15 protein-coding genes are annotated in these 23469 nt (G+C 71.5%); 8 read left to right on the top strand and 7 right to left on the bottom strand.

Going from position 1 to position 23469, the window contains the following annotated elements; translation table 11 throughout:
- Positions 1–429: 429 nt before the first annotated feature.
- From OWM54_RS07100 to OWM54_RS07090, 3 genes are read right to left on the bottom strand one after another with little or no spacing between them, the layout of a single operon-like run.
- A complete protein-coding gene (locus OWM54_RS07100) occupies positions 430–2619 on the bottom strand; it encodes an ABC transporter ATP-binding protein (RefSeq protein ID WP_267696982.1) in 2190 nt (729 codons plus the stop codon).
- A complete protein-coding gene (locus OWM54_RS07095) occupies positions 2616–5312 on the bottom strand; it encodes an ATP-binding cassette domain-containing protein (RefSeq protein WP_267696981.1) in 2697 nt (898 codons plus the stop codon). Before OWM54_RS07095 ends, OWM54_RS07100 begins: the two co-directional genes overlap by 4 nt.
- Positions 5313–5315: 3 nt before the next feature.
- Positions 5316–6515 carry an HlyD family secretion protein gene (locus OWM54_RS07090; RefSeq protein ID WP_223752202.1) on the bottom strand — a complete coding sequence of 400 codons (1200 nt, stop codon included), beginning with the start codon at positions 6513–6515 and terminating at the stop codon, positions 5316–5318.
- A gap of 2275 nt (positions 6516–8790) precedes the next feature.
- Between OWM54_RS07090 and OWM54_RS07085 the strand changes: the two genes are divergently transcribed.
- Positions 8791–9732, top strand: coding sequence for a hypothetical protein (locus OWM54_RS07085; protein WP_223752203.1), 942 nt, complete (start codon positions 8791–8793; stop codon positions 9730–9732).
- 66 nt (positions 9733–9798) lie between these two features.
- Here OWM54_RS07085 and OWM54_RS07080 read toward each other — a convergent pair whose 3' ends face one another.
- The 3 genes from OWM54_RS07080 to OWM54_RS07070 all read right to left on the bottom strand — a co-directional run bounded on the left by OWM54_RS07080 (position 9799) and on the right by OWM54_RS07070 (position 13585).
- Positions 9799–10626, bottom strand: a complete 828-nt coding sequence (locus OWM54_RS07080) for a mechanosensitive ion channel family protein (RefSeq protein WP_223752204.1) — start codon at positions 10624–10626, stop codon at positions 9799–9801.
- 223 nt (positions 10627–10849) lie between these two features.
- Positions 10850–12631 (bottom strand): leucine-rich repeat domain-containing protein, encoded by a 1782-nt coding sequence (locus tag OWM54_RS07075; protein WP_223785063.1) that lies wholly within the window; start codon positions 12629–12631, stop codon positions 10850–10852.
- Positions 12632–12688: 57 nt separating this feature from the next.
- Positions 12689–13585 carry a PilZ domain-containing protein gene (locus OWM54_RS07070; protein WP_223752206.1) on the bottom strand — a complete coding sequence of 299 codons (897 nt, stop codon included), beginning with the start codon at positions 13583–13585 and terminating at the stop codon, positions 12689–12691.
- Between the two features lie 113 nt (positions 13586–13698).
- Between OWM54_RS07070 and OWM54_RS07065 the strand changes: the two genes are divergently transcribed.
- The 3 genes from OWM54_RS07065 to OWM54_RS07055 all read left to right on the top strand — a co-directional run bounded on the left by OWM54_RS07065 (position 13699) and on the right by OWM54_RS07055 (position 17790).
- Positions 13699–14436, top strand: a complete 738-nt coding sequence (locus OWM54_RS07065; RefSeq protein WP_223752207.1) for a lysophospholipid acyltransferase family protein — start codon at positions 13699–13701, stop codon at positions 14434–14436.
- A gap of 26 nt (positions 14437–14462) precedes the next feature.
- Positions 14463–16136, top strand: coding sequence for an amidase (locus OWM54_RS07060; protein ID WP_267696980.1), 1674 nt, complete (start codon positions 14463–14465; stop codon positions 16134–16136).
- A gap of 196 nt (positions 16137–16332) precedes the next feature.
- Positions 16333–17790, top strand: a complete 1458-nt coding sequence (locus OWM54_RS07055; protein WP_223752209.1) for a glycoside hydrolase family 6 protein — start codon at positions 16333–16335, stop codon at positions 17788–17790.
- Positions 17791–17800: 10 nt separating this feature from the next.
- Here the strand turns inward: OWM54_RS07055 and OWM54_RS07050 are convergent, their stop codons facing one another.
- The gene (locus OWM54_RS07050; protein WP_141325926.1) at positions 17801–18259 is read right to left on the bottom strand and encodes a YaiI/YqxD family protein; all 459 of its coding nucleotides are present in this window, start codon (positions 18257–18259) and stop codon (positions 17801–17803) included.
- A gap of 79 nt (positions 18260–18338) precedes the next feature.
- On the opposite strand from OWM54_RS07050, the gene OWM54_RS07045 reads away from it, so the two are divergent.
- The 4 genes from OWM54_RS07045 to OWM54_RS07030 all read left to right on the top strand — a co-directional run bounded on the left by OWM54_RS07045 (position 18339) and on the right by OWM54_RS07030 (position 23450).
- A complete protein-coding gene (locus tag OWM54_RS07045) occupies positions 18339–19997 on the top strand; it encodes a M14 family zinc carboxypeptidase (protein WP_267696979.1) in 1659 nt (552 codons plus the stop codon).
- Positions 19998–20159: 162 nt separating this feature from the next.
- Positions 20160–21290: a sensor histidine kinase gene (locus OWM54_RS07040; protein ID WP_267701100.1), complete on the top strand. Its 1131-nt coding sequence runs from the start codon at positions 20160–20162 to the stop codon at positions 21288–21290.
- 273 nt (positions 21291–21563) lie between these two features.
- Positions 21564–22376, top strand: coding sequence for a LytR/AlgR family response regulator transcription factor (locus tag OWM54_RS07035; protein WP_248544815.1), 813 nt, complete (start codon positions 21564–21566; stop codon positions 22374–22376).
- Between the two features lie 147 nt (positions 22377–22523).
- Positions 22524–23450 (top strand): TolB family protein, encoded by a 927-nt coding sequence (locus OWM54_RS07030; RefSeq protein WP_267696978.1) that lies wholly within the window; start codon positions 22524–22526, stop codon positions 23448–23450.
- Positions 23451–23469 lie beyond the last annotated feature (19 nt).

The following is a 23469-nucleotide window of genomic DNA, read 5'->3' as shown; positions in this document are numbered from 1 at the left end:
CGTGGCTGTGGTCCCGGCGGCATCAGCATCTACTACGAGCTGTAATTCCAGCCTCGCACCTCAGGAGCAGACACCATGAAGATCAAGACCAAGGTTCGTGGCGGTCCCCGTGGCTGTGGTCCCGGCGGCATCAGCATCTACTACGAGCTGTAATTCCACCCTCGCACGTCAGGAGCAAACACCATGAAGATCAAGACCAAGGTTCGTGGCGGTCCCCGTGGTTGCGGCCCGGGTGGCATCAGCATCTGGTACGACGAGGTCTGATTCAGACCCGGAGTCAGTCCTTCGGCCGTCAGTGGGCTTCGTGCCTGCTGGCGGCCGTCGTGTTTCCAGCGCCTCGTCGGTGACGTGGGGCGCGCGGCGCCGCGCCGGAGGGGTTACACGCCCGCGGGCCGTGTCCGGGGCCCGCGGACGGCGCTTCGAATCCCTTCAGGGGTGCGCGATGACGATGAGCGTGGGCGCGCGCGCCTCGACGCACGCCATCACCTTGCGCATCGTCACCGGGTCCAGCGCGCCGAAGGCCTCGTCGAGCACCACGACCTGGACGCGCTGGAGCAGGGCGCGCGCGACGAAGATGCGGCTCTGCTCGCCGTGGGACAGCTGCCAGCCGCGCTCGCCCACCATCTGCAGGATTCCGGCGGGCATGCGCTGGAGCAGCTCTCCCAGGCCCAGTTCCTCGCACAGCTCGCGCGCCAGCTTCACGTCGTCCTGGGTGTGGGGCCAGGCGCGGCCCAGCAGCAGGTTCATCGCCAGCGTGCCGGAGATGATGTGGTTCTCGTGGAACTGCGGCGCGCCGGCGATCTGCGCGCCCCAGCCGTCCTGCGTCCAGGTGGACATGTCCAGGCCGCGCAGCAGCACCACGCCGGAGCCCTGGCGCCTGAGGCCCGTGAGGATGGAGGCGAGCGTGGACTTGCCGGAGCCGGACGCGCCCTCCAGCAGCACGCGCTCTCCGGGATGGATGACCACGGACGCGCCCTCGAGCACCGCGCGCGGCGAGGCGGGGTGCTTGAAGTACACGTCGCGCACCTCGAGCAGCGCCTGGCTCTTGGACGGCGCCTCGGTGGCCGCGAGCGGCGTCACCTGGGGCGCGGCGTCCTCGCCGTCCTTGCCCCCGCCCACGGCGCCGGAGAGCCGGGCCGCGTCGAGCATGGGGCGCACCGCGGAGAACAGCACCCGTGAGCCGATGAGCGCCAGCGCGCCCACCGCCAGCGACATCACCGCGCGGGCACCCAGCAGGGCCGCGCCCACGCCCACCGCGATGCTCGCCGTGTCCGCCCCGGCCAGCACGCCGGGGAGGATGGCGATGATGGCCACCGGCAACAGGCCCCGGCGCGCGAGCGTCGTCACCCGCGCGGTGCCCGCGTCCCAGCGCTCGGAGGCGTCCGAGTAGCGCGCCAGCTCCTGGTCCTCCTCCTCGTGCCAGCGCGAGGGCTGCTCCTGCGCCAGCCGCGTGCGGTGGCCGAGCATCCGCTCGATGAGCGCGTGGGTCATCACCACGCGCGCCTCCGTCCAGCCCCGGAACAGCAGCGACTGGCGCGCCACGAGCACGCCCAGCAGGACGCAGTAGCCGCCCAGCGCCGCGAGCCCCAGCGTGCCCGCGGGGCCCGACAGCGTCACGCTGCCGGCCAGGGTCAGGTCCACCACCGCGAGCAGGCTGGTGAAGCTGCCGGCGAGCGCCATCTGCTCCATGCCCGCGCTCTCGAAGGTCCTCCCCACGTACTCGCCGATGCCGCCGCGCTTCGCCTCATCCACCGGCATGGCCAGCGCGCCGGCGAGAAGCCTGCGTCTGAGCAGCGCGGACAAGTCCAACGCCAGCGAGCCCTGCGTCCACGCCAGCGCCGCCTGCAGCGGCACCGCCGTCAGCCCCATCAGCGCCCACGCCCACAGCCAGCCGTGGTCCAGCTGCCCCTCGAACGCGCCCCGGCCAATCAGCCACCACGCGCTGAGCACGCACACCTGGATGAGCACCGCCAGCACCAGCACCAGCGCCAGCCGCGGCGCGGTGGACAGGGCCTTGAGGTGGTGGACCAGCCGGGCGCCCGGCGGCAGCCGCAGCGTGCGCGACGCCACCAGGTGCGTGTTGGCCAGCTGCGCGCCCAGCAGCGCGCGCCGGGCGAGCAGCCGCTGAGGCTCCGGCATCGCCGCGCGCGACAGCACCCGGTCCACCGTGGAGGCCTGGGTGCCCTCGACCAGGGCCTGCACCCCGGACGTGAGCCAGGCCAGGGGCACGTCGCGCTCCGTCTCGTCCGGCGCGATGACGCGCGCGGTGCGGCCGGAGGCGGACACGCGCAGCAGCGCCGCCACCTGGACGCCCTCGCTGGTGACGACGTCCAGGAGGGCAGGGGAGGCGCGCAGGAGCGCCTTCTCCACCTCGCCATGGCGCGTGTACGCCAGGTCCAGCTCCAGCCCCTGCGACTGGGCGGCGGCGTCCAGCCACTCGCCCAGCCGGTTCGGGTCCGTGGGCGCCTGCCCGACGACCTTCGCCCGCGTCCGGGGCAGCGGCAGGCCCGCCGAGCGCGCCAGCGCCTCCAGCGCCTCCGCGCCGCGCGCCATGGGCCACACCAGCCCCGCCAGGGGCTCCGCGGGCCGGGCCCCCCTCGCCTCCGAGGCGCGCGTCATGCCGCACCCCGCTTCGACTCCGGGGGCTGCTCGGCGAGCTGTCCCTGGTCCAGCATCATCCGCCTCCAGCCGCCCTGGCCGCCCAGGGCCCGCCGCATCTGCTCCTCCTCGTCCAGCAGCGAGCGGTACACGGAGTCCTCCCGCTTCGCGAGCTCGCGCGGGTTGGCGTCCTCGACCAGCTGGCCGCCCTTGATGACCAGCACCCGGTCGAACGTCAGCGTCTCCGCGATGTCATGCATGATGCACAGCATCGTCGCCCCCTCCAGCTCCTGCCGGGAGCGCTCCAGCAGCGCCGCGCGCCGGTCCCGCTCCAGGCCGCGGAAGGGCTCGTCGAAGATGGCCAGCCGCACCCCGGGCCTCAAGAGCGCCCGGCCCAGGCGCACGCGCTGCCCCTGGCCGCCGGACAGCAGGCTGCCGCCCTCGCCCAGGCGCGTCTGGAGCCCCTGGGGCAGCTTGTCCAGGAACTCGATGAGGTCCGCGGACCTGAGCGCCTGCCCCACGCGCGGCAGCACCTCGCCCGTCTCCACCCCGTAGGCCAGGTTGTCCACCAGCGACTTGTTCCACAGCGTCACCTCGGGCTCCACCCACGCCGTCTGCCGGCGCAGGCGCGCCAGCGTCTGGCCCTTGAGCGGCTCGCCGTCCACCGTCACCTGTCCGGAGGACGGGCGGTGCCAGCCCAGCAGGATGCCCACGAGCGACGACTTGCCCGCGCCCGACGGGCCGACGATGGCCACGTGCTCGCCGGGCCGCACCGTCATGTCGATGCCCTGCAGCACCGTGAAGCCCGCCGCCTTGACCTCCACCTGCTCGAGCGTGAAGCCCACGCCGCGGGGCTGGCTCGCGAGCGCCGCGGGGGACGGCTCCTCCACCGCCTCCAGGCCCGCGCCCACCTCGTCGGGGGCCAAGAGCGGCTCCATCAGCCGGCCGGTGAGCGACGACGCGGCGGGGTACTGCCGCAGCGCGTCCGCCAACTGCTTGCCCACCGTGGCCAGCGCCAGGGCCCAGTACACCAGCAGCAGCACCGCCCCGGGCTGGATGCCCTGGGACACGGCGTGCAGCACGATGGCCACCGAGCCTCCGGTGGCCGCCAGCATGGACAGGGTGTCGGTGAGGATGCCCCGGCCCAGCAGCGTGCGCGCGGCGCCCACGTACTCGTGCAGGGGCTCCTCGTGCGCGCGCCGCAGGGTCAGCTCCGCGCGGTGCGCGCGCAGCGCCACGGCGCCCCGCATGGCGTCCAGGTAGAAGCGCGACAGCACGCCGTCGAAGTCGCGCATGCGCCGGTCCGCCTCCAGCAGCGAGCGCTGGGCGAGCAGCGGCACCGCCAGCGCCATGGCCCCGCCCAGCACGATGAGCGGCGCGCTGCCGGGGGCAAGCCACACCAGCCCTCCCAGCGTCACCAGCATCTCCGAGGTGGCGCGCAGCACGCCGACGCCGAGCGTGGGCACGCTGCGCACCTGGTGGATGCCGTGGCAGCGCTGCGCCATGTCGGAGACGAGCCGGCTCTTGAAGTAGCGGTCCCCCAGCCGGGGAATCTTGTCGAGGAACGCCAGCCGCAGCCGGACCTCCAGGCGGCGGCCCAGCTTCAGCGTCCCCATGGCCAGGGGCAGCTCCAGCGTGAACAGCACGCCCATCAGCACCAGCAGCGTCACGATGCCCGCCAGCCGCTGCTCCTGGGTGGTGAGGTAGCGGCCCGCGTCGATGATGCCGCGCAGCAGCAGCGCCTCCAGGAAGCCTCCCACCGCGGCCGTCAGGGCGATGGCCGCGAGGATGGAGGGGGCCAACAGGCCGTCGCGGCGCATCAGCCCGATGAGCTCGCGCAGCGGACGGGTGGGGGGCTCCAGGAGCGCCGCCTTGAGGTCCGCGGACAGGGGCTCCTCGTCCTCCTCCCGCGTCTGGCGCAGGCCCCGGGCGAGGATGCAGACCACGCCGCGCAACGTCACCTCCTCGCCGTCCGGAGCGCCCACCGCCGTCCAGTAGGTGGCGGGGATGACCTGCTCGGCGCGGCCCTCCTCCAGGGCCACGTGCACCTCCTTCAACAGCTGCTCCAGGAAGCGCGCGGACCCCTCGCCGTGCTCCACGCCGCCGCCGTCCACCAGCGTCTGGACCATGCGCGTCGTCGCGTCCAGGCACGCCACGCCCTTCCAGCTCGCGTCGGCCAGGGCCTCGTCGAGCAGCCTCGCCGCGAGCGCCTTGTCCACGAGCGCCTGCAGCCTCAGGCGCATCCCGGCGAGGAACTCGCCCGTGCCGGCCCAGTCGCGGAAGGCCTCGGCCGGGACGGGCAGGGCGTGGACGTAGAGCCGGTCCATCAGCTCCGCCACCGACACCCAGCGCCGTCCCAGCGCGGGGTCCATGATCTGCACCCGGTCACCGATGCGGCGCCAGACGACGATGAAGTGCAGGTTGCTGTCCGCCAGACGCACCACCATGATGGCCGGCAGCGTCTTCGTCTCCGGCATCAGCACCTGGTCGCGAGGCAGGACGACCTGGGTGGCCTCCAGGCCCAGCTTGCCGGCCAGCTCCTCCAGCACGTCCACGGACGTCCCGTCGATGTCCGTCTGGCAGGCCTCGCGCAGCCGGCCGTAGCTGACGGACACGCCGAAGCCGTCGAAGAGCGCCTTGAGGGCCGCCGGACCGCAGTCCATGGCGGAGGTCTGGATGACTTCGGGGATGAGCAGCCTTCGTGTGCCCGCCATGGCTCAGCTCCCGCCCCGCGACATCTCCAAATCCCCCGACGAGCGCGGCGGCAACGGGCGCGAGCGCGCCGGCGCCTCCAGCCCCCGCCCCAGCGCGCGCAGCACCAGCTTGAGCGGCGTGGAGTCCTCCACCGCGATGTCCACGGTGCCCGGCAGGCCGTGCTCCAGGGGGATGCCCACCGGCATCTCGTCCACGGACAGCTCCACGCGCACCAGCCCGTCGCGCGCCTCGCTCGCCACCGCCACCACCGTGGCGCGCACCATGCCGAACTCCGTCCAGGCGAAGCCCTCCAGCTTCATGCGCGCCGGCTGGCCCGCGCGCACCCGGCCCAGCGCCGTGGCGGGGGACAGCTGCGCGACGATGCGCACGTCGCCCCCCGCGACGACGGTGGCCATGCGGTCCCCGGCCCTCACCTGCGTGCCCACGCGCACCGGGCTCGTCTCGCCGAGGATGCCGTCGGCGGGCGCCTTCACCACGCGCCGCTCCAGCTCTTCACGCAGGCGCTCCACGGAGGCCTGCGCCACGCTCTCGGCGGCCTCCAGCTCCGCGATGTCCCGCTTGAGCGCCGCGGCCCGGATGCGCCGCTCGGTGGCCAGCATCGTCCCATCCATCTTCACGCGCGTGAGCGCCGCGCGGGAGGCCTGCTCGGAGGCCTGGGCGCGCTCCAGCTCGGTGCGCACGCGGCTCCACTCGGACTCGCTGATCAACTGGCGCGAGTGCAACTGCTCCGCGCTCGCCTTCTCCTCGAGCGCCCGGCGCGCCAGCGCCTCGGCCTCCACCAGCCGGGCCTTGGCCTCCTCCACGCCCGCAGCGCCGCGCTCCTGCTGGGCCACGAGCGCGCCCTGCTCCACCTCGAGCTCCGCGCGCGCCGCCGTCAGCTGCGGCCCCAGGCCCCGAAGCTGGGCCTCCGCCTCCGCCAGCTGCCGCGCCTCCTGCTCGTGGGCGAGCTCGAAGAGCACCTCGCCCGCGCGCACCTGCCGGTGCAGCTCCACCCGCGTCTTCACCAGCCGCCCGTCCACCGGCGCATCCACGGCGTACACCTCGCGGTGGACCTCCAGCCGCGCCTGCACGCTGGGCTCGTAGACGGTGATGCTCGCTCGCAGGAACCACACGCCCCAGACGGCGAACAGCCCCACCGGCAACAACCAGAGCGCCGAGCGCCCTCGCCCCCGCAGCAGCGCGCGCACGGTGCGCGGGAACATTCCTTCACCAACTCTCATGAGCGAAGCCTACCTCATCACCGTGGAACAGACGGACTCCCCGCCAGACCTTCCACCCGGGACGCTCCCGGAGGTCGGCGCCCATCCTCGCCCGGCGGACTGACGCGCGGCAAAGCCAGGGGCGTCACCTCCCCATGCCGCACGCGCCCCGTCCGCGATTGTCTTCTCCGCGCCTTCGTGAATGGACAATCCATCCAGGCCCGGAGCCGCGCGGCGCCCGGAACACAGCCGGCCGACATGTCAAGGGTTGTCCAGGTCAGTCCTATCTCGAAGATAGGGCTCATAAAATGGCTAAAACATGTTTTCAGGACATTGCGACGCGGGGCGTGATGCGGTCTCCACGTATCACCGAGGCGGCGTCCCTCCGCCGCGTCCGGAGCCGGCCCCTTGTAACCGGTTCGGGCGCACTGGCTTCGGGCCCCAGGTGGATTCATGACCCAGGGGTCTCTCAGGTTTCGATAAACTGCGCCATCTATCCAAGTCCCCGGATCTATTTGGATTGGCGGGTTTTTCAGTTCAAGGCTTGACTCCCAATTTTCATCGATTTTTAATGATTCTACTCCGGGTGTGCATGGGCAACCGTGTCGCCTGGAGCGAACGTGGTTCAACCCAGGAGCGACATCATGAAGATCAAGACCAAGGTTCGTGGCGGTCCCCGCGGCTGTGGCCCGGGCGGCATCAGCATCTGGTACGACACCGTTCTGGCGTAGTCGTCCAGACGTCGTTGTTTCACCGTAGTGACTCAATCACCAGGAGCAGACACATGAAGATCAAGACCAAGGTTCGTGGCGGTCCCCGTGGTTGCGGCCCCGGCGGCATCAGCATCTGGTACGACGACGTGCTCCAGCAGCTCCCGTAGTTTCGTCCCCGGGCGGTGATTCGCTCGGACGAAGCTCGAAATCGCCAGTGAGCGGAACATCGCTCGCTGGCGATTTTTTTATGCCTTCGCGAGGTCGCCTGTATTTTCTTCCGATTCGCGAAGTCTGAGATTGGCTGTGGCGTGAGAGGTTACAAAGACTTTCGCCGCATTCTTTGCGTGGTCACTTGACTGGCCGATTACACCCGCCTTTAATGATTCTACTTCTGATGCGGACCGGGAACGGTGAATCGCACGCAATGGCGACTCGGGAGCCGCGTAATGGCTGGATGGACGGGGAATAGGGGCGGGTAGCGCGGGTTGTGGAGGGGCCGGGAGCAGCGCTGGCCGAGGGGCGGCGGGACCGCGGGTGACCTTGGAGCTCGCGTGTCAGAGGGGTGTGTATAGATTGGCTGGCACCGGAAGAACCAGAAGGTGTCGTCGTCCGTAGACTCAAGAGCTTTTCATCAACGCCTTCCAGCCATCCAATCCCCGGGGTTGGGTGTCTGGTGTCAACGCAGTACATCCAGGAGCGTACCATGCAGATCAAGACCAAGGTTCGTGGCGGTCCCCGTGGTTGCGGTGGTGGCGTGGTGCTGACCAACCAGGTCCGCACGCAGCTGCCGTAGTCGACTGGCATCACCGCTTCATCCATCCGACTCCAGCGATGGAGTCATCCTCACCAGGAGCTCATCATGCAGATCAAGACCAAGGTTCGTGGCGGTCCCCGTGGTTGCGGCGGTTCCCTGCCCGTGCTGACCGGCACGGTCCGCACCCAGCTGCCGTAGTCGGCGCTGGATCATCCTCACCCGACTCCAGCGATGGAGTCATCCTCACCAAGGAGCTCATCATGCAGATCAAGACCAAGGTTCGTGGCGGTCCCCGTGGTTGCGGTGGTGGCGTGATCATCGCGGTGCGTTCCGACGCGCTCGCGGCCATCCCGTAGTCCTCCGTCAGCATCCCGAGCTGACTTCACTCACACCTGATTCCGAGGAGTCCATCATGCAGATCAAGACCAAGGTTCGTGGCGGTCCCCGTGGCTGTGGCGGTGGTGTTGCGATTCCCGTGCGCACCACGGGCGGCGTCCTCACGCAGATCCCGTAGTCGTCAGTCTTCCAGACTGAGTCCAACCCAGGCTGTTCTCGATAGGAGCTCGTCATGCAGATCAAGACCAAGGTTCGTGGTGGTCCCCGTGGCTGTGGTGGCTCTCTCCCGCTGCCCACGCAGCCCGTGCTGGACGCCGCCTACGCGCTGTAGTCCTTGTTTGGGCACGTAGAGTGCCTGTCCAAGACGCGAGTCGCCAGGGGGCGGAGTTCCTCGCCCTCTGGCGGCTGTCATTGCGGGGCCCGGTGAGGCTCGCGCGAATCCCTGTCGTGGGGAGGGCGCGCTAGAGTCCCCGGGATGATCAACCCGGTTCATGTGTATGCCTGGCAGGCGGCCATCGTCGGCAACGCGCGGCTGGAGGGCCGCCCGGTGCGCGCGCTGATGCTCGAGGACCCGTGGGCGGGCTCCTTCGCGCGGAGCCCGGAGACCTTCCTGGGCTTCGAGGTGGACGGGGGCTTCGAGCCGTCGTTCGACCGGTGGTTCGAGCGGATGAAGGCGCGGGGGCTCCTGGCCATCCGCTCGCTCCGCGTCTCCGACCCTTCGATCTGGGTGCTGTACGATCCGCCCGACTCCCCGCCCCGGTTGCCGGAGCTGGCGCTGGTGTTCCCGGACCGGGTGGTCTGGTACCGCTACTTCTTCCCGTGGCCGGGCCCCCAGGCCCAGTCCGCCGTGTCGCAGGAGGACGGCTTTCGCGAGGTGCCGGAGACGCGCTCGGCGGCGGTGCCCTCGGTGGAGGACGCGGAGCGGGAGCTGCTCGCGGCGACGCGGGAGTACGTCGCGTTCGTGGGGCCTCAGGCTCGCAAGGACCACTCGAGCGACGTGTTCTACGCGGCCATGGGGCAGAAGGCGCTGGAGCTGCTGACGGACACGGAGGCGAGCTTCCAGACGCGACTGGCGGCCCTGCGGGAGGCGGACGTGAAGGAGTACCGCCGGCGCAGCAAGGACTGGTGGCCCGTGCAGCCGGCGACGCGCGCCATGCGGCCACAAATCTTCGAGAACGCGGCCAGGAGCCTGGAGCGGGACGACTACCTGCGGGTGATGGAGGCGGCGGGGCTGTCCTGGAGGGCCGTGCGGCTGGCCTGCGCCGCCCAGGACATCTGGCCGCTCAACATGCACAACGAGCGCACGTCGGAGGACATGCTGCCGCCGTTCGTCCAGGCGCCGGGGTACGCGGCCATCGGGAAGCGCTGGGCCGACGCGGCCAACGCCGCGTGCAACGCCGCGGTGAACGCGCGCTGAGCGCCTCCGCCGGACCTGGGAGCGCCCCTCTCGGCTCCAAGGGGCGCCCCGGGAAGGCGCCTTGCTTCAGCCGGCCCGGGCCAGCTGTGGCGGCGGCAGGGCCGACGGCGCGAGGACGACGTAGCCGGTGGCGATGAGCGTCTCCTCCACGGCGAGCGAGACGGCGCCCTGCACGGCGCCCGCCTGGGTGGGCTTGCAATTCACGCCGATGGCGATGACGGGCCCCTGCGCGGTGAACTCCGCCACGTCGACGCTGGGCACGGGCGCCGCCTGGACGCCGGGCACCACCACGACGCGCTCGCGGAAGGCCTTCATCAGCCCATGGATGTCCCCGCCGTGCGTCAGCGGCACCTTCACCACGATGCGGCGGTGGGGGTGGTGGCTGAAGTTGATGATGTTGTCGCTGAAGAGGCGGTTGTTGCCGACGGAGATGCGCAGGTTGTCGCCCGTGTCGATGGTGGTGGCGAACAGGCCGATCTCCTGCACCAGGCCCGTGACGCCGGCGGCGGAGATTTCGTCGCCCACGCGGAAGGGCCGCAGCACCAGCAGGAAGATGCCCGCGGCGAAGTTGGAGAGCAGCCCGGACCACGCCGTGCCGATGGCGATGCCCGCGGCGGCCAGCAGCGCGGCGAACGAGGTGGTCTCGAACCCCATCATCCCCAGGATGCCCAGCAGCAACAGGATGGTGAGGGAGCCCGCGAACAGCGACTCGATGTACCGGATGAGCGTGGCGTCGAACTGCCGCTTCTGCAGCGTCAGGTTCAACACGCGCCGGAAGGTGCTGATGATTGCACGTCCCACGAACCACAACACGAGGGCGCCCATTGCCTTGAGCAGGAACGGGAAGGCCTCCGCGAGAGCCAACGTCTTCAACTGTTCGATGACCGCGTCCATGACGCTCCTGAAGCGGCCGAGAGTCCACGGACGTGGCGGGCCTGCTCCGGTCCGGCCGCGTGTGCAGGGCACGGGCCATCCCGGCGGCCTCACGTAAGTCCGCGAATGCCCGGCTTCCTCATGCCGAGGTCACAAGCGACGCGGGGAGGTCCTCCCCAGCCTGGACACGTCAGCCGCGAACGTTGACGCGTCAGGGGGGCCTCGACGCGGCGGCGTGGGCCCTTCAGGGCGCGGTGACGAGCCGCAGCCCTCGCTCCCGGACCAGCGCCCCGAGGGCCTCGCCCGACACCGAGGTTCCTCGTACATCCAGCACGCGCAACTGGGGCAGGGCGCGCAGCGCGGCCAGGCCCGCGTCGGTGACACCGGTGCGGGGCAGGTGGAGCGTGTGCAGCGTCCTGGGCAGATGTCCCAGGGACGCATCGCCGATGCGCGCCCGGGCGAGGCTGAGCCAGGTGAGCTGGGGGAAGCCCCTCAGGGCCTGGAGGCTCTCGTCGTTGAGCCACGTGGCGCCCAGGTCCAGTCGTGTCAGGCGCGGCAGTCGCTGGAGGGCCACCAGTCCGGAGCCGCTGATGGGCGTGCCCGCGACGTGAATCGACTCCAGGCCGGCCAGCTCGGCCAGCTGCCCCAGCCCCAGGTCGGTGAGCAGGGTGCGCTCGGCGCGCAGGGACTGGAGGTGGGGCAGGGCGCGCAGCGCGGGCAGCCACTCGTCGTTGAAGGCGGTCCGGCTCACGTCCAGCTCGCGCAGGGCCGCGTGCAGATGCCCCAGGGCCTGGGGGCCCATGGGCGTGGCGCTCAGGTCGAGCCGAACCAATCGCTCCAGCCCTCGAAGCGTGGCGAGCGAGTCATCCGTCACGGCCAGGCCGGACAGGCCCAGCCGCTCCAGCGCGATGAAGCCCGCGAGCACGTCGAGTCCCCCCGCCGCGACGGCGGTCCTCGACAGCTCCAGCTCCCGCAGGGCCACGAGTCCTCGCACCTGTCGCAGGGCCGCGTCGTCCACGCGGGTGTCGTCGAGGTGGAGCAGCTCCAGCGCGCTCAGTGCCGCGAGGTGCCGGAGCCCCGGGCCCCGCAGGTGGGTCTTCGTGAGGACCAGGGCGCGCAGCGCCTTCAGGCCGGAGAGGTGGCCAAGGCCCAGGTCGGTGATGCGGGTGTGGCCCAGGTGCAGCGCCTCCAGGTTCCGCAGCGTGCCGAGGTGCGCGAGGCCCGTGTCGGTGAGCCCGGTGCGCGCGAGGCCCAGCCACGTGAGGCCCGGCAGCTCCCGCAGCCGCGCGAGGCCCGCGTCCGTCACGTGCGTCCCGCTCAGCACCAGCGTGTGCAGGCGCGCTCCGGGCACCCAGGCGAGGACGGTGTCGTCCACCGCGGTGTCGGAGAGGTCCAGCCACTCGAGCTCCGACTGGGCGGCGAGGGCCGACAGCGCACGCGGGCTGATGGCGGTGCTCGCGAGGGTGAGGCGCCGCAGCGTCGTCAGCCCGGAGAGGAAGCCGAGGCCCGCGTCGGAGATGGCCGTCTCATCCAGACGCACGACGGCCAGCCTCCGCATCTCCCTCACGTGCGCGAGCCCCCCGTCGGTCACCCGGGTGCCGTCCAGGTGCAGGGCCTCCAGGGATGTGAACTCCCGCAGGGCCTCCAGGTGCGCGTCGCCCAGCGGGGTGCCCGAGGCGCGCAGGCCCACCGCGCCCGAGTCGCGCAGCAGCCGCGCGAGGAGCGACGGGGCGGGCAGGGGCGCCGAGTCGAAGCAGAGCTCGGGCACCTGATGCGCCTTCAAAGCGGTGGCCCGCTGACGTGCCTCCTCCTCCGTCACGAGCGCGCCGAGCGGCTCCGCGCACCACGTGCCCCCGGTGGGGGGCTGGAAGCCGGTCGCGTCCGTCGTCAGGGGGCGCCAGCGCTCGAGCCCTCCTTCGGGAAGCACGCGGTAGGCGGTGAGCAGCGCGGGAGGTGGCTCGACGCGCGGAGGAGGAGCAGGAGGGGCGACAGGCGGCGTGGTGGCGCAGCCCATCAGGAATCCCACGAGGAGCCGCCACGTCCCAGGTCTCATCGGGCCGAGCGTAGCGGTTCCCCTCCCGGCTCAGGAGGACTTCGTCGCCGACAGGAGCCTCTCCACGGCGACGAGCACGGCGGCCGCGCTGGCCGGGTGCTTGACGAAGGCGGCGGGGCTGAGGTTGGACAGGCGGCCCATCAGCGAGTCCGGTCCGCTCACGTTCACCATGACGATGCGCGAGCCGGGGCGCGCCGCCGTGCTGAGCACATCCAGCGCGGAGCCCGTGTCCACGATGATGATGCGCGCGGGCTTGTCGCTGTCCGTCACGACGCGCAAACCCTTCTGCTCGAACAGCTCGGTGATGAGCGCCATCAAGCGCGCGTCCGACAGGCGCACCAGCACCGGCTCCCGCGTGTCCAGCTCCACCGCGTTGGCGGCCTGGGGCGCGGGCCCCTTGCCCAGCTCCCTCACGTCCTTCTTCAAGAGCTCCATCACATCCGTCTTCAGCACGCCCCGCACGCGCTGGAGCAGCGAGGCGTCCTGGGCCACGAACGCCTTCAATCGCTGCTCACCGTCGGGTGCCAGCTGCGTGAAGGCCACGCCCATGCCGTCCTCGCGCGACCACGCCACCTGACCGAAGGCCCGCAGCGCCTGGGCCGAGTCGGGGAGGGTGATGCGCAGCTCCAGCGTGCTCCCCACCGGCAGCGCGCGCGGGGTGCGGATGGCGAGCCCTCCCGTGCCGATGTTCCTGCTGTACGCGCGCACCACGTCATCCTGCGTGGCGAACGTCAGCTCCAACACCGCGTCCGCGCGAGCGGGACGCGCGGGCAGGGGGCTGCCCTCGGGGGGCAGCGCTCCCAATTCCAGCAGCACGTCCCGGAGCAACTCCAGACGCTGCGCTTCGTCGGGGCCGAGCGGCGCCGTGCGCTGTCGCTCCAGCAGCGTCTTGTATTCCTCGAGCGCGTTGGCGCGTGGACTTCCCATGATGCCCCCCTGCCTGCCTTTCGCGCCTCCCAGCCTGCCATGTCCTCACGGACTGGCGCGAGAGGTCCACTTCCACCCTGTCCTCATGCATACACCCTGGTATAGGCCAGCGCATGGACGTCCCTCCCTCGCTTCCTACCCGCCCGGGCCTGCTGTCGAGCCTGCTGCGCTGGGGTGTGGCGTGCGCGGCGATGCCGCCCCTGCTCACGCCCGCGCTCCTGCTGGGGCCCGTCAGCCCCGGGGCCTCGGACGCGCTGATGCGGACGTGGTGTCTGTGGGCCCGGCGCGTCTTCGGCGTGGACGTGGAGGTGGTGGACCACAACGAGGGCCGCTACGACGCATCCTCGTATCTGTTCCTGCAACTGAACCAGACGAGCTTGAGCGAGACGTTCGTGACGCCCCCGGCGCTGCCCCGGCCCGTGCGCATCTTCATGAACATCGAGTATGCGGCGCTGCCCTTCGCGGGCTGGGTGCCCTGGGCCCAGGGCTCCACGGTGGTGGTGCGCCAGTGGAGCGCGCAGGCGCGCCGCGCCGTGGACCGCGCCGCCCAGGCCCTGCGCGAGGGCGCCAGCTATTACATGTCCATCGAGGGCCGACGCAGCGAGGACGGCCGGCTCAATCCCTACCGCAAGGGCGCGGCGGTGCTCGCCATCCGCTCCGGCGCCGCCCTGGTCCCCATGGTGTTCCACGGCGCGCGGGACGTGCTGCCCTTCGGGGAGTGGCGCGTCAGGCCGGGGCGGGTGCGCGTGGAGCTGTTGCCCGCCATCCCCACCGAGGGCCTGCGCTACGAGGACCGGGACGCGCTCGTGGAGCGGCTGCGCGCCCTCGCCCGGGAGCGGGGCTTGGAATAGCCCCGCCCGGGGGTAGGCTCCAGGGCATGTCCTACCAACGCAACCCGGTGAAGGCGCCACGCGTGTCGGGGCTGGCGCTCAAGGCGTTCGTCAACACCCTGGAGAGCGCCGTCGGCTCACCCGTGCTGGAGAAGCTGGTGCGCGACAGCGGCATCGACCGGTGGCGGGAGCTGTCCGCCGGTGATGCGCCCCCGCTCCAGTACCCGCTGCCTCCGGGCGCGCCCGCCACCGAGCCCCAGTCCCCCACGGAGCAGGCCTCGCGCGCCGTCCTGGCGCAGCCCGTGACGCCGGAGCGCGAGACGGTGGGCGCGTATGTCCGGGCCTACCGCGAGGGCGGCGCGGACCCGGTCTCCGTGGCCCGTCGCCTGAACGAGGCCATCGACCGGCTGGAGCGCGGCGAGGCGCGCATGGGGTGGTTCATCGCGCGCAAGCCCGACGAGGTGCTCCGCGCCGCCGAGGCCTCCGCCGGGCGCCATCGCGAGGGCCGCGCGCTGAGCGTGCTGGACGGCGTGCCGGTGGTGCTCAAGGACGAGGTGGACCTGGCGGGCTTCCCCACCACGCTGGGCACGCGCTTCCGCCACCAGGTGGCCTCGGTGGACTCGACGGTGGCCGCGCGCCTCAAGGCCGCGGGCGCGCTCATCCTGGGCAAGGCCAACATGAACGAGATTGGCATCAACCCCATCGGGTTGAATCCGCACCACGGCGTCGCGCGCAACCCGTGGAACCGGGGCCACATCACCGGAGGCAGCTCCAGCGGCTCGGCCGCCGTCGTCGCCGCGGGCCTGTGTCCGCTGAGCATCGGCGCGGACGGCGGTGGCTCCATCCGCATCCCGGCGGCCCTGTGCGGCATCGTCGGCCTCAAGGCGACGTGGGGCCGCATCCCCGAGACGGGCGTGCCGCCCCTGTGCTGGAACGTGGGGCACGTGGGGCCCCTGGGCCTCACGGTGGACGACGTCGCGGCGGCGTATGCGCTGCTCGCCGGACCTGACGGCAAGGACCTGGTCTCCCAAGGACAGCCCCCGCACCACCTGTCCGGTTACGAGCGCGCGGACCTGACGGGCGTGAGGCTGGGCATCTGCTGGCCGTACTTCGAGGACGCGTCAGCGGACGTGGTGGCGCGCTGCAAGGAGGCGGTGCGCGCGCTGACGGCCGCGGGCGCCACCGTGGTGGAGGTGCCCGCGCCGGATTTGAACACCGTGCTCTGGACGCACAGCTGCATCATCCTCAGCGAGATGGCCGAGTCGATGCTGCCGCACTCGCGCGAGCACGCCTCGGACTTCGGGCTCGACTCGCGCACCAACCTGGCCATCGGCAGGCACTTCCGGGCCACGGACCTGGTGCACGCCCTGCGGCATCGCCACCGGCTGACGCGCGAGCTGCTCGCCGTCATGGCGGGCGTGGATGTCCTCGTCACCCCGTCGACGGCCACCACCGCGCCCCTCATCCCCGAGGGCACGCTGCCCGACGGCGAGTCGAACCTGCCCGTCGTCGACGCGCTGATGCGCTTCGTGCGCGAGGGGAACCTGACGGGCTTCCCCGCCCTGTCCGTCCCGGCCGGCCACGACAGCGCGGGGCTGCCCGTGGGCCTGCAGCTCATGGGGCGCCCCTACGAGGAGCACCTGCTGCTGCGCCTGGGCCGCGTCGTGGAGCGCGCCACGGCCGCTCGCACGCCCGCCGTGCATGTCACCGCCCTGCGCTGAGCACGATTCAAAGACATCCTGGAATTTGCCAAGCCCATCGTTCCTGGTGGGCTTGTGTGTATTAACGCTGGCAAAACCAGAAAGACCCGCCCATATTCCCTCGGCGCGGCAGCGTGGACTCTCCAGGCTGCCACAGGCCCGTGATTCGCTGGACGTCAATTCCTGGCATCCGGTTCCGGGCAGGAGGAATTGTTTCATGCAACTGCGTCCGCAGGTGGGTTGGGTGCCGTTCGTCCTCGCGGCGTCGCTGGTGGCGGCATGTGGTCCGTCCTCGTCGGAGACGCCCGCGCCAACGCCGGAGTCGACAGGCGTGCGGGCCGCGGAGTTGGTGGAGCTGGTGGTCAACGGAGATTTCAGCAACGGGCAGACCGCGCCCTGGTGGAGCGGACCGAACACTCAGTCGGTGGTGGAGAACGGCCGGCTGCGCGTCAACGTCACGGGTGGCACGGCGAATCCGTGGGACGCGCCCATGGGGCAGGACAACATCGCGCTCGCGAACGGGCAGGCGTACACGCTGACCTTCACCGCCTCCGCGACGGCGAACGTGACGGTGCGGGCCACGGTGCAGCTGGGCGCGGCGCCGTACACCGCGCCGCTGGACCAGAACATCACGCTGGATGGCACGGCGCGCACGTTCACGTTCCCCTTCACTTCGAATCTCGCGACGGCGGCGGGGCAGGTGACGTTCCAGGTGGGCGGGCGGGGCGCCTTCTCGCTGTTCCTGGACAACGTCTCGCTCACCACGTCGGGCGGAGGCAATCCGGGCGGCGGCGGGCCGGTGGCGATGACGAGCGGCTTCTACGTGGACCCCCACTCCAACCCGGCCGTCTGGGTGCGCGACAACGGCGGGGACTCGCGCGCCTCGCGCATCCAGACGTCCATCGCGAGCAAGCCGGGGGCGCGCTGGTTCGGCAACTGGAGCGGCGACATCACGGCCGCGGTGTCCGGCTTCGTGGGCGCGGCGGACACGGCCGACAAGCTGCCGGTGCTCGTGGCGTACAACATCCCCGGGCGTGACTGCGGCAGCCACTCCGGCGGCGGCGCGGGCAGCCCGGAGGCCTATCGCGCGTGGATCTCCGCCTTCGTCACCGGCCTGGGCAGCCGCCCCGCCATCGTCATCATCGAGCCGGATGCCGTCGCGCAGCTGGATTGTCTGCCCAACGACCCCGAGCGCCAGACGCGCCTGGGCCTGCTGCGCTACGCGACGGAGCAGCTGCGCGACAGGGCGCCCAACACCTGGGCCTACCTGGACGGCGGCAACGCGAACTGGATTGGCGCGGACACCATGGCGCAGCGGCTGGAGTCCGCGGGTGTGCGCAACATCCGCGGCTTCGCGCTCAACGTGTCGAACTTCTACACGACGGCGCAGTCGACGACGTACGGCACCCACGTCAACACCGCGCTCACCTCGCGCTACGGCTACACGAAGCCCTTCGTCGTGGACACCAGCCGCAATGGCAACGGGCACAACGGCGAGTGGTGCAACCCCGGCGGCCGCCGGCTGGGCGTGACGTCCCAGGTGGGCGGTGGCGCGGAGCTGCTCCTGTGGGTGAAGGTGCCAGGGGACTCCGACGGCAACTGCGGCATCGCGCCGAACACGCCCGCGGGCACGTTCAGCCCCGACCTGGCCCTCCGGCTCATCGACGGCACCTGACGGGCGGGGCTCAGCCTCGCTTGGGCAGGAGCCGGGCCAGCTCGCGGTCCAGCGTGGCGGCGAAGCGCTGGCGGTCCTGGGCGTTGAAGCCGCTGGGGCCGCCCGTCACGACGCCGCTCTCGCGCAGCTCCTGCATGAAGTTCCGCACGGACAGCCGCTCGGCGATGTTCTCCTCGGAGAACAGCTCGCCGCGCGGGTCCAGGGTCACCACGCCGCGCGGCACCAGCAGCGCCGCCAGGGGGATGTCCTGGGTGACGGCCAGGTCCCCCTTCTGGGCGGAGGTGGCGATGTGCTGGTCCGCCACGTCCAGCCCCGCGCCCACCTGCACGGTGGAGACGAGCTCCGAGCGGGGCAGGGACAGGGACTTGTTGGCCACGAAGACGAGCGGCACCTTCAGGCGCTGTGAGGCGCGCAGGAGGATGTCGCGGACGGGCGTGGGGCAGGCATCGGCGTCGACCCAGATTCGCATGGCGCTCGCATCCTCGCGTGGACAGGCGCGAAGATGAAGTGCTTGACGCCGCCCATGCGTGGCGCTCGGATGCGCGCCCATGTCCGAGCTGCTCACCCGCGCCGAAGCCTCGAATCACGCTGAAACCTCGCGTCATTCCGACGTGCTCGCCTTCATCGACGAGCTCTGCCGCCGCACGAAGCTCGCCCGACGGGTGGACTTCGGCACCAGCGGCGAGGGCCAGCCCCTGGTGTCGCTGGTGGTGAGCGACCGCAACTGCTTCACGCCGGAGCTGGCGCGCAAGCAGAAGAAGGTCGTGGTGATGGTGGAGGCTAACATCCACGCCGGCGAGGTGGAGGGCAAGGAGTCGGTGCTCGCGCTCGCGCGGGATTTGACGCTCACCAGGCTGGGCCAGAAGCTGCTCGACAAGCTGGTGCTCGTGCTGGTGCCGAACTTCAACCCGGACGGCAATGACCGCATCAGCCCCAACAACCGCAAGCTGAACCTCCAGGACCTGGAGGGGCAGGTCAACCCGGCGGGCGGCGTGGGCACGCGCTACACCGGCGAGGGCTGGAACCTCAACCGCGACAGCACCAAGCAGGAGGCGCCGGAGACGCGCGCCATGGCGAAGCTGCACCAGACGTGGTGGCCGGAGCTGTTCATCGACTGCCACACCACCGACGGCAGCATCCACGACTTCGACCTGACCTACGACACGTCGCACTCCAACGAGCCGCTGTTCCAGGAGCTGCGCGACTACAACCGGCAGATGCTGGACCGCGTCGCCCAGGCGGTGCAGAAGCGCCACGGCTTCGACAGCTTCTGGTACGGCAACTACCGCGAGGAGGGCGTGCCCAGCTCGGGCTGGCATACGTACCCGGCGCTGCCGCGCTTCGGCAGCCACTACCGGGGACTGCTCGGCCGGCTGGACGTGCTGCTGGAGACGTACAGCTACATCGACTTCCCGCGCCGCTGCGCGGTGATGTACGCGTGGCTGCTGGAGCTGATTCGCGAGGCGGCCCGGAGCGCGAAGACGTACCGCGCGCTCACCCAGGCGCAGGAGGAGGCCATCATCGCCCGGGGCACCACGCCGGATCCGCAGACGCTGGTGGGCATCAACTACGGCGTGGCCACGCGCGACGGGGAGGGGAAGCTGACGTTCGACTACCCGGCCTACGTGAAGCCCGGTGACCTGGCGCGCATCCAGGCGTTCGACGAGAAGAGCGTCACGGAGCGGCGCTTCCCGGGCAAGAAGCGCAAGGTCTACCGCGTGCCGCACTTCCGCACCTTCATCCCGACGCAGTCGGTGAGCACGCCGGAGGCGTACCTGGTGCCCGCGGAGCTGGCGCCCCGGCTGGAGTCGCAGGGCATCCGCTTCGAGGTGCTCCCCAAGGCGCAGCGCTTCCTGGTGGACAGCTACCGCATCGCCCGGCGCGAGGAGACCTTCAGCCCGGACGTGGCCGCCAATGTGCCGCCGCCGGGGCAGGCGGAGGTGCCGCTGAGCCAGAAGCCCAAGCCGGTGCGCTTCGAGACGGTGCTGACGGTGTCGCCCGAGCGCGGCGAGCGCGAGTTCGCCCAGGGCACGCTCCGCGTCCCCACCGCGCAGCGCGCGGGCACGCTGGCCGTCTACCTGCTGGAGCCGCACTCCGATGATGGCTTCTGCCGGTGGCAGTTCCTGGACACCTTGTTGGAGGTGGGCGGTTACTACCCCGTGCACCGCGTGGTGAGCCCCGCTCCCGCGCCGAAGAAGGCGGAGTGAGGCCCAAGGGCCCTGACGCGGGTCGGGGTCCAGCAGGATGGCAACGTCACCGCGACGCTGGATTGCCCGCCTGACGGGGGGCACGCCGTTCATCCCTGAGGCGGCGCGGTTCATCCCAGGGCACGTGGAAGCGGTCCCGGGAGATGGCTAGCCTCCGTGCGCATGCGCGACGCGGAGCCGGTTCGTCCCCGAGTGGATGAGGTGGAGCCCCTGCCGTCCTGGGCCGTGTGGATCGGGGCGTTGGGGTGGTGGCTCGCGGATGCGCTCATCTCCGTGAGCCAGACGCAGCTGCTGCAACGCATCGGCGAGCTGAAGGTCGTGGAGGGGGCGCTGTGGCGGATGTCGCTGGCCAGCTCCCTGCTGTGGGTGCCAATCACGGTGATGTGTCTGCGCCTGTCCGAGCGGGTGCCCCTGTCGCGGGGGCACCTGCGGCGGGCGCTGGGCTTCCACGGAGGGGCGCTGCTCGTCGTCGTGCTGGGGCGGGCGACTTTCGTCGTGCTCACGCAGGACCTCATCGGCTGGTACGAGCGCACGCCGCAGGTGCTCGACGTGCTCGCGCAGAGCGTCGTCAACAACCTGCTGCCCTTCGTGTTGCTGACGGCGGGAGCGCATGCGCTGGGCCTGGCGCGCCGCGCGCACGTGCGTCAGCGGCGCGCCGACCAGTTGCAGGCGCAGCTCGCGCAGGCGCGGCTGCAGGCCCTGGCGTCGCAGCTGCGCCCCCACTTCCTCTTCAACGCGCTCAACGCCGTGTCCTCGCTGGTCCACGTGGACCCGGACGCCGCCGAGAAGATGCTGGCGCGCCTGGGGGACTTGCTGCGCCACAGCCTGGAGTCCCATGCGCGGCAGGAGGTGACGCTGCGCGAGGAGCAGCAGGCGCTGGCGCCGTATCTGGACATCGAGCAGACGCGCTTCGGGCCGCGACTGGAGGTCGCCTGGAGGCTGGGGCCCGACGTGCTGGATGCGCGCGTGCCGTATCTGGCGTTGCAGCCGTTGGTGGAGAACGCCATCCGTCATGGGCTGGCGCCGCGCGCGGAGCCCGGGCGCATCGAGATCTCCGCTGAGCGGGAGGGCGACGTGCTGCGCCTGTGCGTGAGCGATGACGGGATGGGCCCCCCCGTGAGCGGCCCTCCGCGAGGTGGCGGGGTGGGGCTGTCGAACCTGCGCGCCCGGCTGGCGACGCTGTACGGGCCTCGTGCCGCGCTGGAGCTGCGCGCGGGGACGCCTCGCGGCGCGGTGGTGGAGCTGCGGGTTCCGCTCGATGACGCGCCCGGCGCGGAGCGGGTGGCCGCATGAGCGCCGCGCGTGGGGGGGCGTGATGGAGCACGCCTCCGGGGGCAGGGTGATGATGGGCGGCAAAGAGGTCGTGGAGCCGTCGGTGCTTCGCGTGGCGCTCGCCGGAGCGGGTGGCGGCAGGAGGGCCGCGCGTGGAGGGGGCAGGGTGATGATGGGCGGCAAAGAGGTCGTGGAGCCGTCGGTGCTTCGCGTGGCGCTCGCCGGAGCGGGTGGCCGCATGAGAGCCGCGCGTCGGCGTGTCGTGATGGAGCGCGCGTCCGGGAGGGCTGGGTGATGATGGGCGGTGGTGAAGCGGCGGAGCCGTCCGTGCTTCGCGTGGCGCTCGCGGATGACGAGCCGCTCGCCCGTTCGCGCCTGCGCGCATTGCTCGCCGCGGAGCCGCACGTCGAGCTCGTCTCCGAGGCCGCCAGCGGCGCGGAGGCCGTGCGCGGCGTGCTCCAGTCCTCGCCGGACGTGCTGCTGCTGGACGTCGAGATGCCAGCGGGAGACGGCTTCGAGGTCCTCCGCGCGCTGCCGCCCGAGTCGCTGCCCGTGGTCGTCTTCGTCACCGCGTGGCAGCAGCACGCCGTGCGCGCTTTCGAGGCCCAGGCGTTGGACTTCCTGCTCAAGCCCTATGACAAGGAGCGCTTCCGCGCCGCGCTCGCCCGCGCGCGCCAGCAGGTGCGGCTGGTGCGTCGAGGCGAGGCGGTGGCTCGGCAGGAGGCGCTCCTGTCCGGGCTCGCGCTGGCGGAGGCTCCGCTGCGGCGTCTGCCCGTCAAGGTGGACGGTCGCATCCGCTTCGTCGACTGCTCCGCCATCTCCCATGTCGAGTCCGAGGCCAACTACGTGCGCGTGCACGTGGGCGCGGAGCAGCACGTGCTGCGCGAGACGCTGACGCACCTGGAGGAACGCCTGGACACACGGCGCTTCCTGCGCGTGCACCGCTCCGTGCTCGTGAACCTGGACCAGGTGCGCGAGGCGGAGCCGCTGTCCCAAGGGGAGTACCTGCTGGTGCTCGGCTCGAGCGGTACCGCCGTGCGCACCGGTCGCAGTCACCGCGCGCGCGTCGAGGCCGCGCTGGGATTGGGAAGCGACAGCGCCCGCTGAAGGCGCCGTCCCTGGTGGCGCGCCATCCATCCCGCGCCCCTTTCGCTTCATCCCCGCTTCCCGGACAGGCGAGCGGGCACCCTGTACCTCTACGGCCATGGCGAGAGCGAGCCCGGCTCCTTTCGCCACACCCGAGAGGAGCTCACCATGTCGTCGTCCCGTCGCATCCCCACGCTGCTCGCGACGCTCGCGCTGTCCGTCGCGACGTCCGCCTCCGCCTCCGCGCCCAGCACGCCGGAGGTGCTCTCCCCCGGCTTCATCTCCCTGCCCGAGCAGGAGGAGTGGCGCATCGCCTTCACGCCGGACGGCCGCACCGCGTTCTGGGGCGTGAGCGCCGGCTTCTTCCCCGAGACGCGTCAGGCCACCATCGTCTTCTCCGAGTGGCGCAACGGCCGCTGGACGCAGCCCCGCCCCGCGTCCTTCTCCGGCGTGCACTCGGACATCGACCCGTTCGTCTCCCCCGACGGACGCCGCCTCTTCTTCTCCTCCATCCGTCCCGTCAACGGCCAGCCGCGCGCGGACGTGGAGATGTGGGTGGTGGAGCGTCGCCGCGATGGCGGCTGGGGCGAGCCGCGTCACCTGGGCGCCGCGGTCCACAGCACCTCCGACGAGCTCTACCCGAGCGTGGACGCGGAGGGCACGCTGTACTTCGGCTCGGACCGCGAGGGCGGCTACGGCGGCTGGGACATCTACCGCTCGCGCCCGCGTCGCGACGGCTCCTACGGCCCCGCGGAGAACCTGGGGCCCGCCATCAACACCGAGTCCTGGGAGTTCAACCCCAACGTCCTCGCGGACGGCAGGACGCTGCTGTTCGCGTCCATCGCCCGCCCGGATGGCCACGGCTACGGTGACCTCTACGTCGCCCGCAAGACGTGGCGTGGCTGGCAGCCGGCGCGCAACCTGGGGCCGACGGTGAACACGGACCTGGACGAGTACCACCCGACGCTCTCGCCGGACCAGCGCACGCTCTACTTCGTGCGCCACCAGTACGAGCCGTTCGTCCCCGGGGAGCTCTACCACGTCCGCGTCGGCGGGCTGCTGTCCGACGACGGCACCTGCGACGTGAGCCACTGAGCCACCGCGTGAGCGCCTC

This window comes from Myxococcus sp. MISCRS1 (assembly GCF_026626605.1).
In the GTDB taxonomy this organism is placed as follows: Bacteria; Myxococcota; Myxococcia; order Myxococcales; family Myxococcaceae; genus Myxococcus; species Myxococcus fulvus.
This window is presented reverse-complemented; position numbering and strand designations above follow the sequence as displayed.

Excerpts from the sequence above, each read along its gene's own strand:
- OWM54_RS07100 (WP_267696982.1), bottom strand. The coding sequence starts at position 2,619 with ATGACGCGCGCCTCGGAGGCGAGGGGGGCCCGGCCCGCGGAGCCCCTG.
- OWM54_RS07095 (WP_267696981.1), bottom strand. The coding sequence starts at position 5,312 with ATGGCGGGCACACGAAGGCTGCTCATCCCCGAAGTCATCCAGACCTCC.
- OWM54_RS07090 (WP_223752202.1), bottom strand. The coding sequence starts at position 6,515 with ATGTTCCCGCGCACCGTGCGCGCGCTGCTGCGGGGGCGAGGGCGCTCG.
- OWM54_RS07085 (WP_223752203.1), top strand. The coding sequence starts at position 8,791 with ATGATCAACCCGGTTCATGTGTATGCCTGGCAGGCGGCCATCGTCGGC.
- OWM54_RS07080 (WP_223752204.1), bottom strand. The coding sequence starts at position 10,626 with ATGGACGCGGTCATCGAACAGTTGAAGACGTTGGCTCTCGCGGAGGCC.
- OWM54_RS07070 (WP_223752206.1), bottom strand. The coding sequence starts at position 13,585 with ATGGGAAGTCCACGCGCCAACGCGCTCGAGGAATACAAGACGCTGCTG.
- OWM54_RS07065 (WP_223752207.1), top strand. The coding sequence starts at position 13,699 with ATGGACGTCCCTCCCTCGCTTCCTACCCGCCCGGGCCTGCTGTCGAGC.
- OWM54_RS07060 (WP_267696980.1), top strand. The coding sequence starts at position 14,463 with ATGTCCTACCAACGCAACCCGGTGAAGGCGCCACGCGTGTCGGGGCTG.
- OWM54_RS07055 (WP_223752209.1), top strand. The coding sequence starts at position 16,333 with ATGCAACTGCGTCCGCAGGTGGGTTGGGTGCCGTTCGTCCTCGCGGCG.
- OWM54_RS07050 (WP_141325926.1), bottom strand. The coding sequence starts at position 18,259 with ATGCGAATCTGGGTCGACGCCGATGCCTGCCCCACGCCCGTCCGCGAC.
- OWM54_RS07045 (WP_267696979.1), top strand. The coding sequence starts at position 18,339 with ATGTCCGAGCTGCTCACCCGCGCCGAAGCCTCGAATCACGCTGAAACC.
- OWM54_RS07040 (WP_267701100.1), top strand. The coding sequence starts at position 20,160 with ATGCGCGACGCGGAGCCGGTTCGTCCCCGAGTGGATGAGGTGGAGCCC.
- OWM54_RS07035 (WP_248544815.1), top strand. The coding sequence starts at position 21,564 with ATGATGGGCGGTGGTGAAGCGGCGGAGCCGTCCGTGCTTCGCGTGGCG.
- OWM54_RS07030 (WP_267696978.1), top strand. The coding sequence starts at position 22,524 with ATGTCGTCGTCCCGTCGCATCCCCACGCTGCTCGCGACGCTCGCGCTG.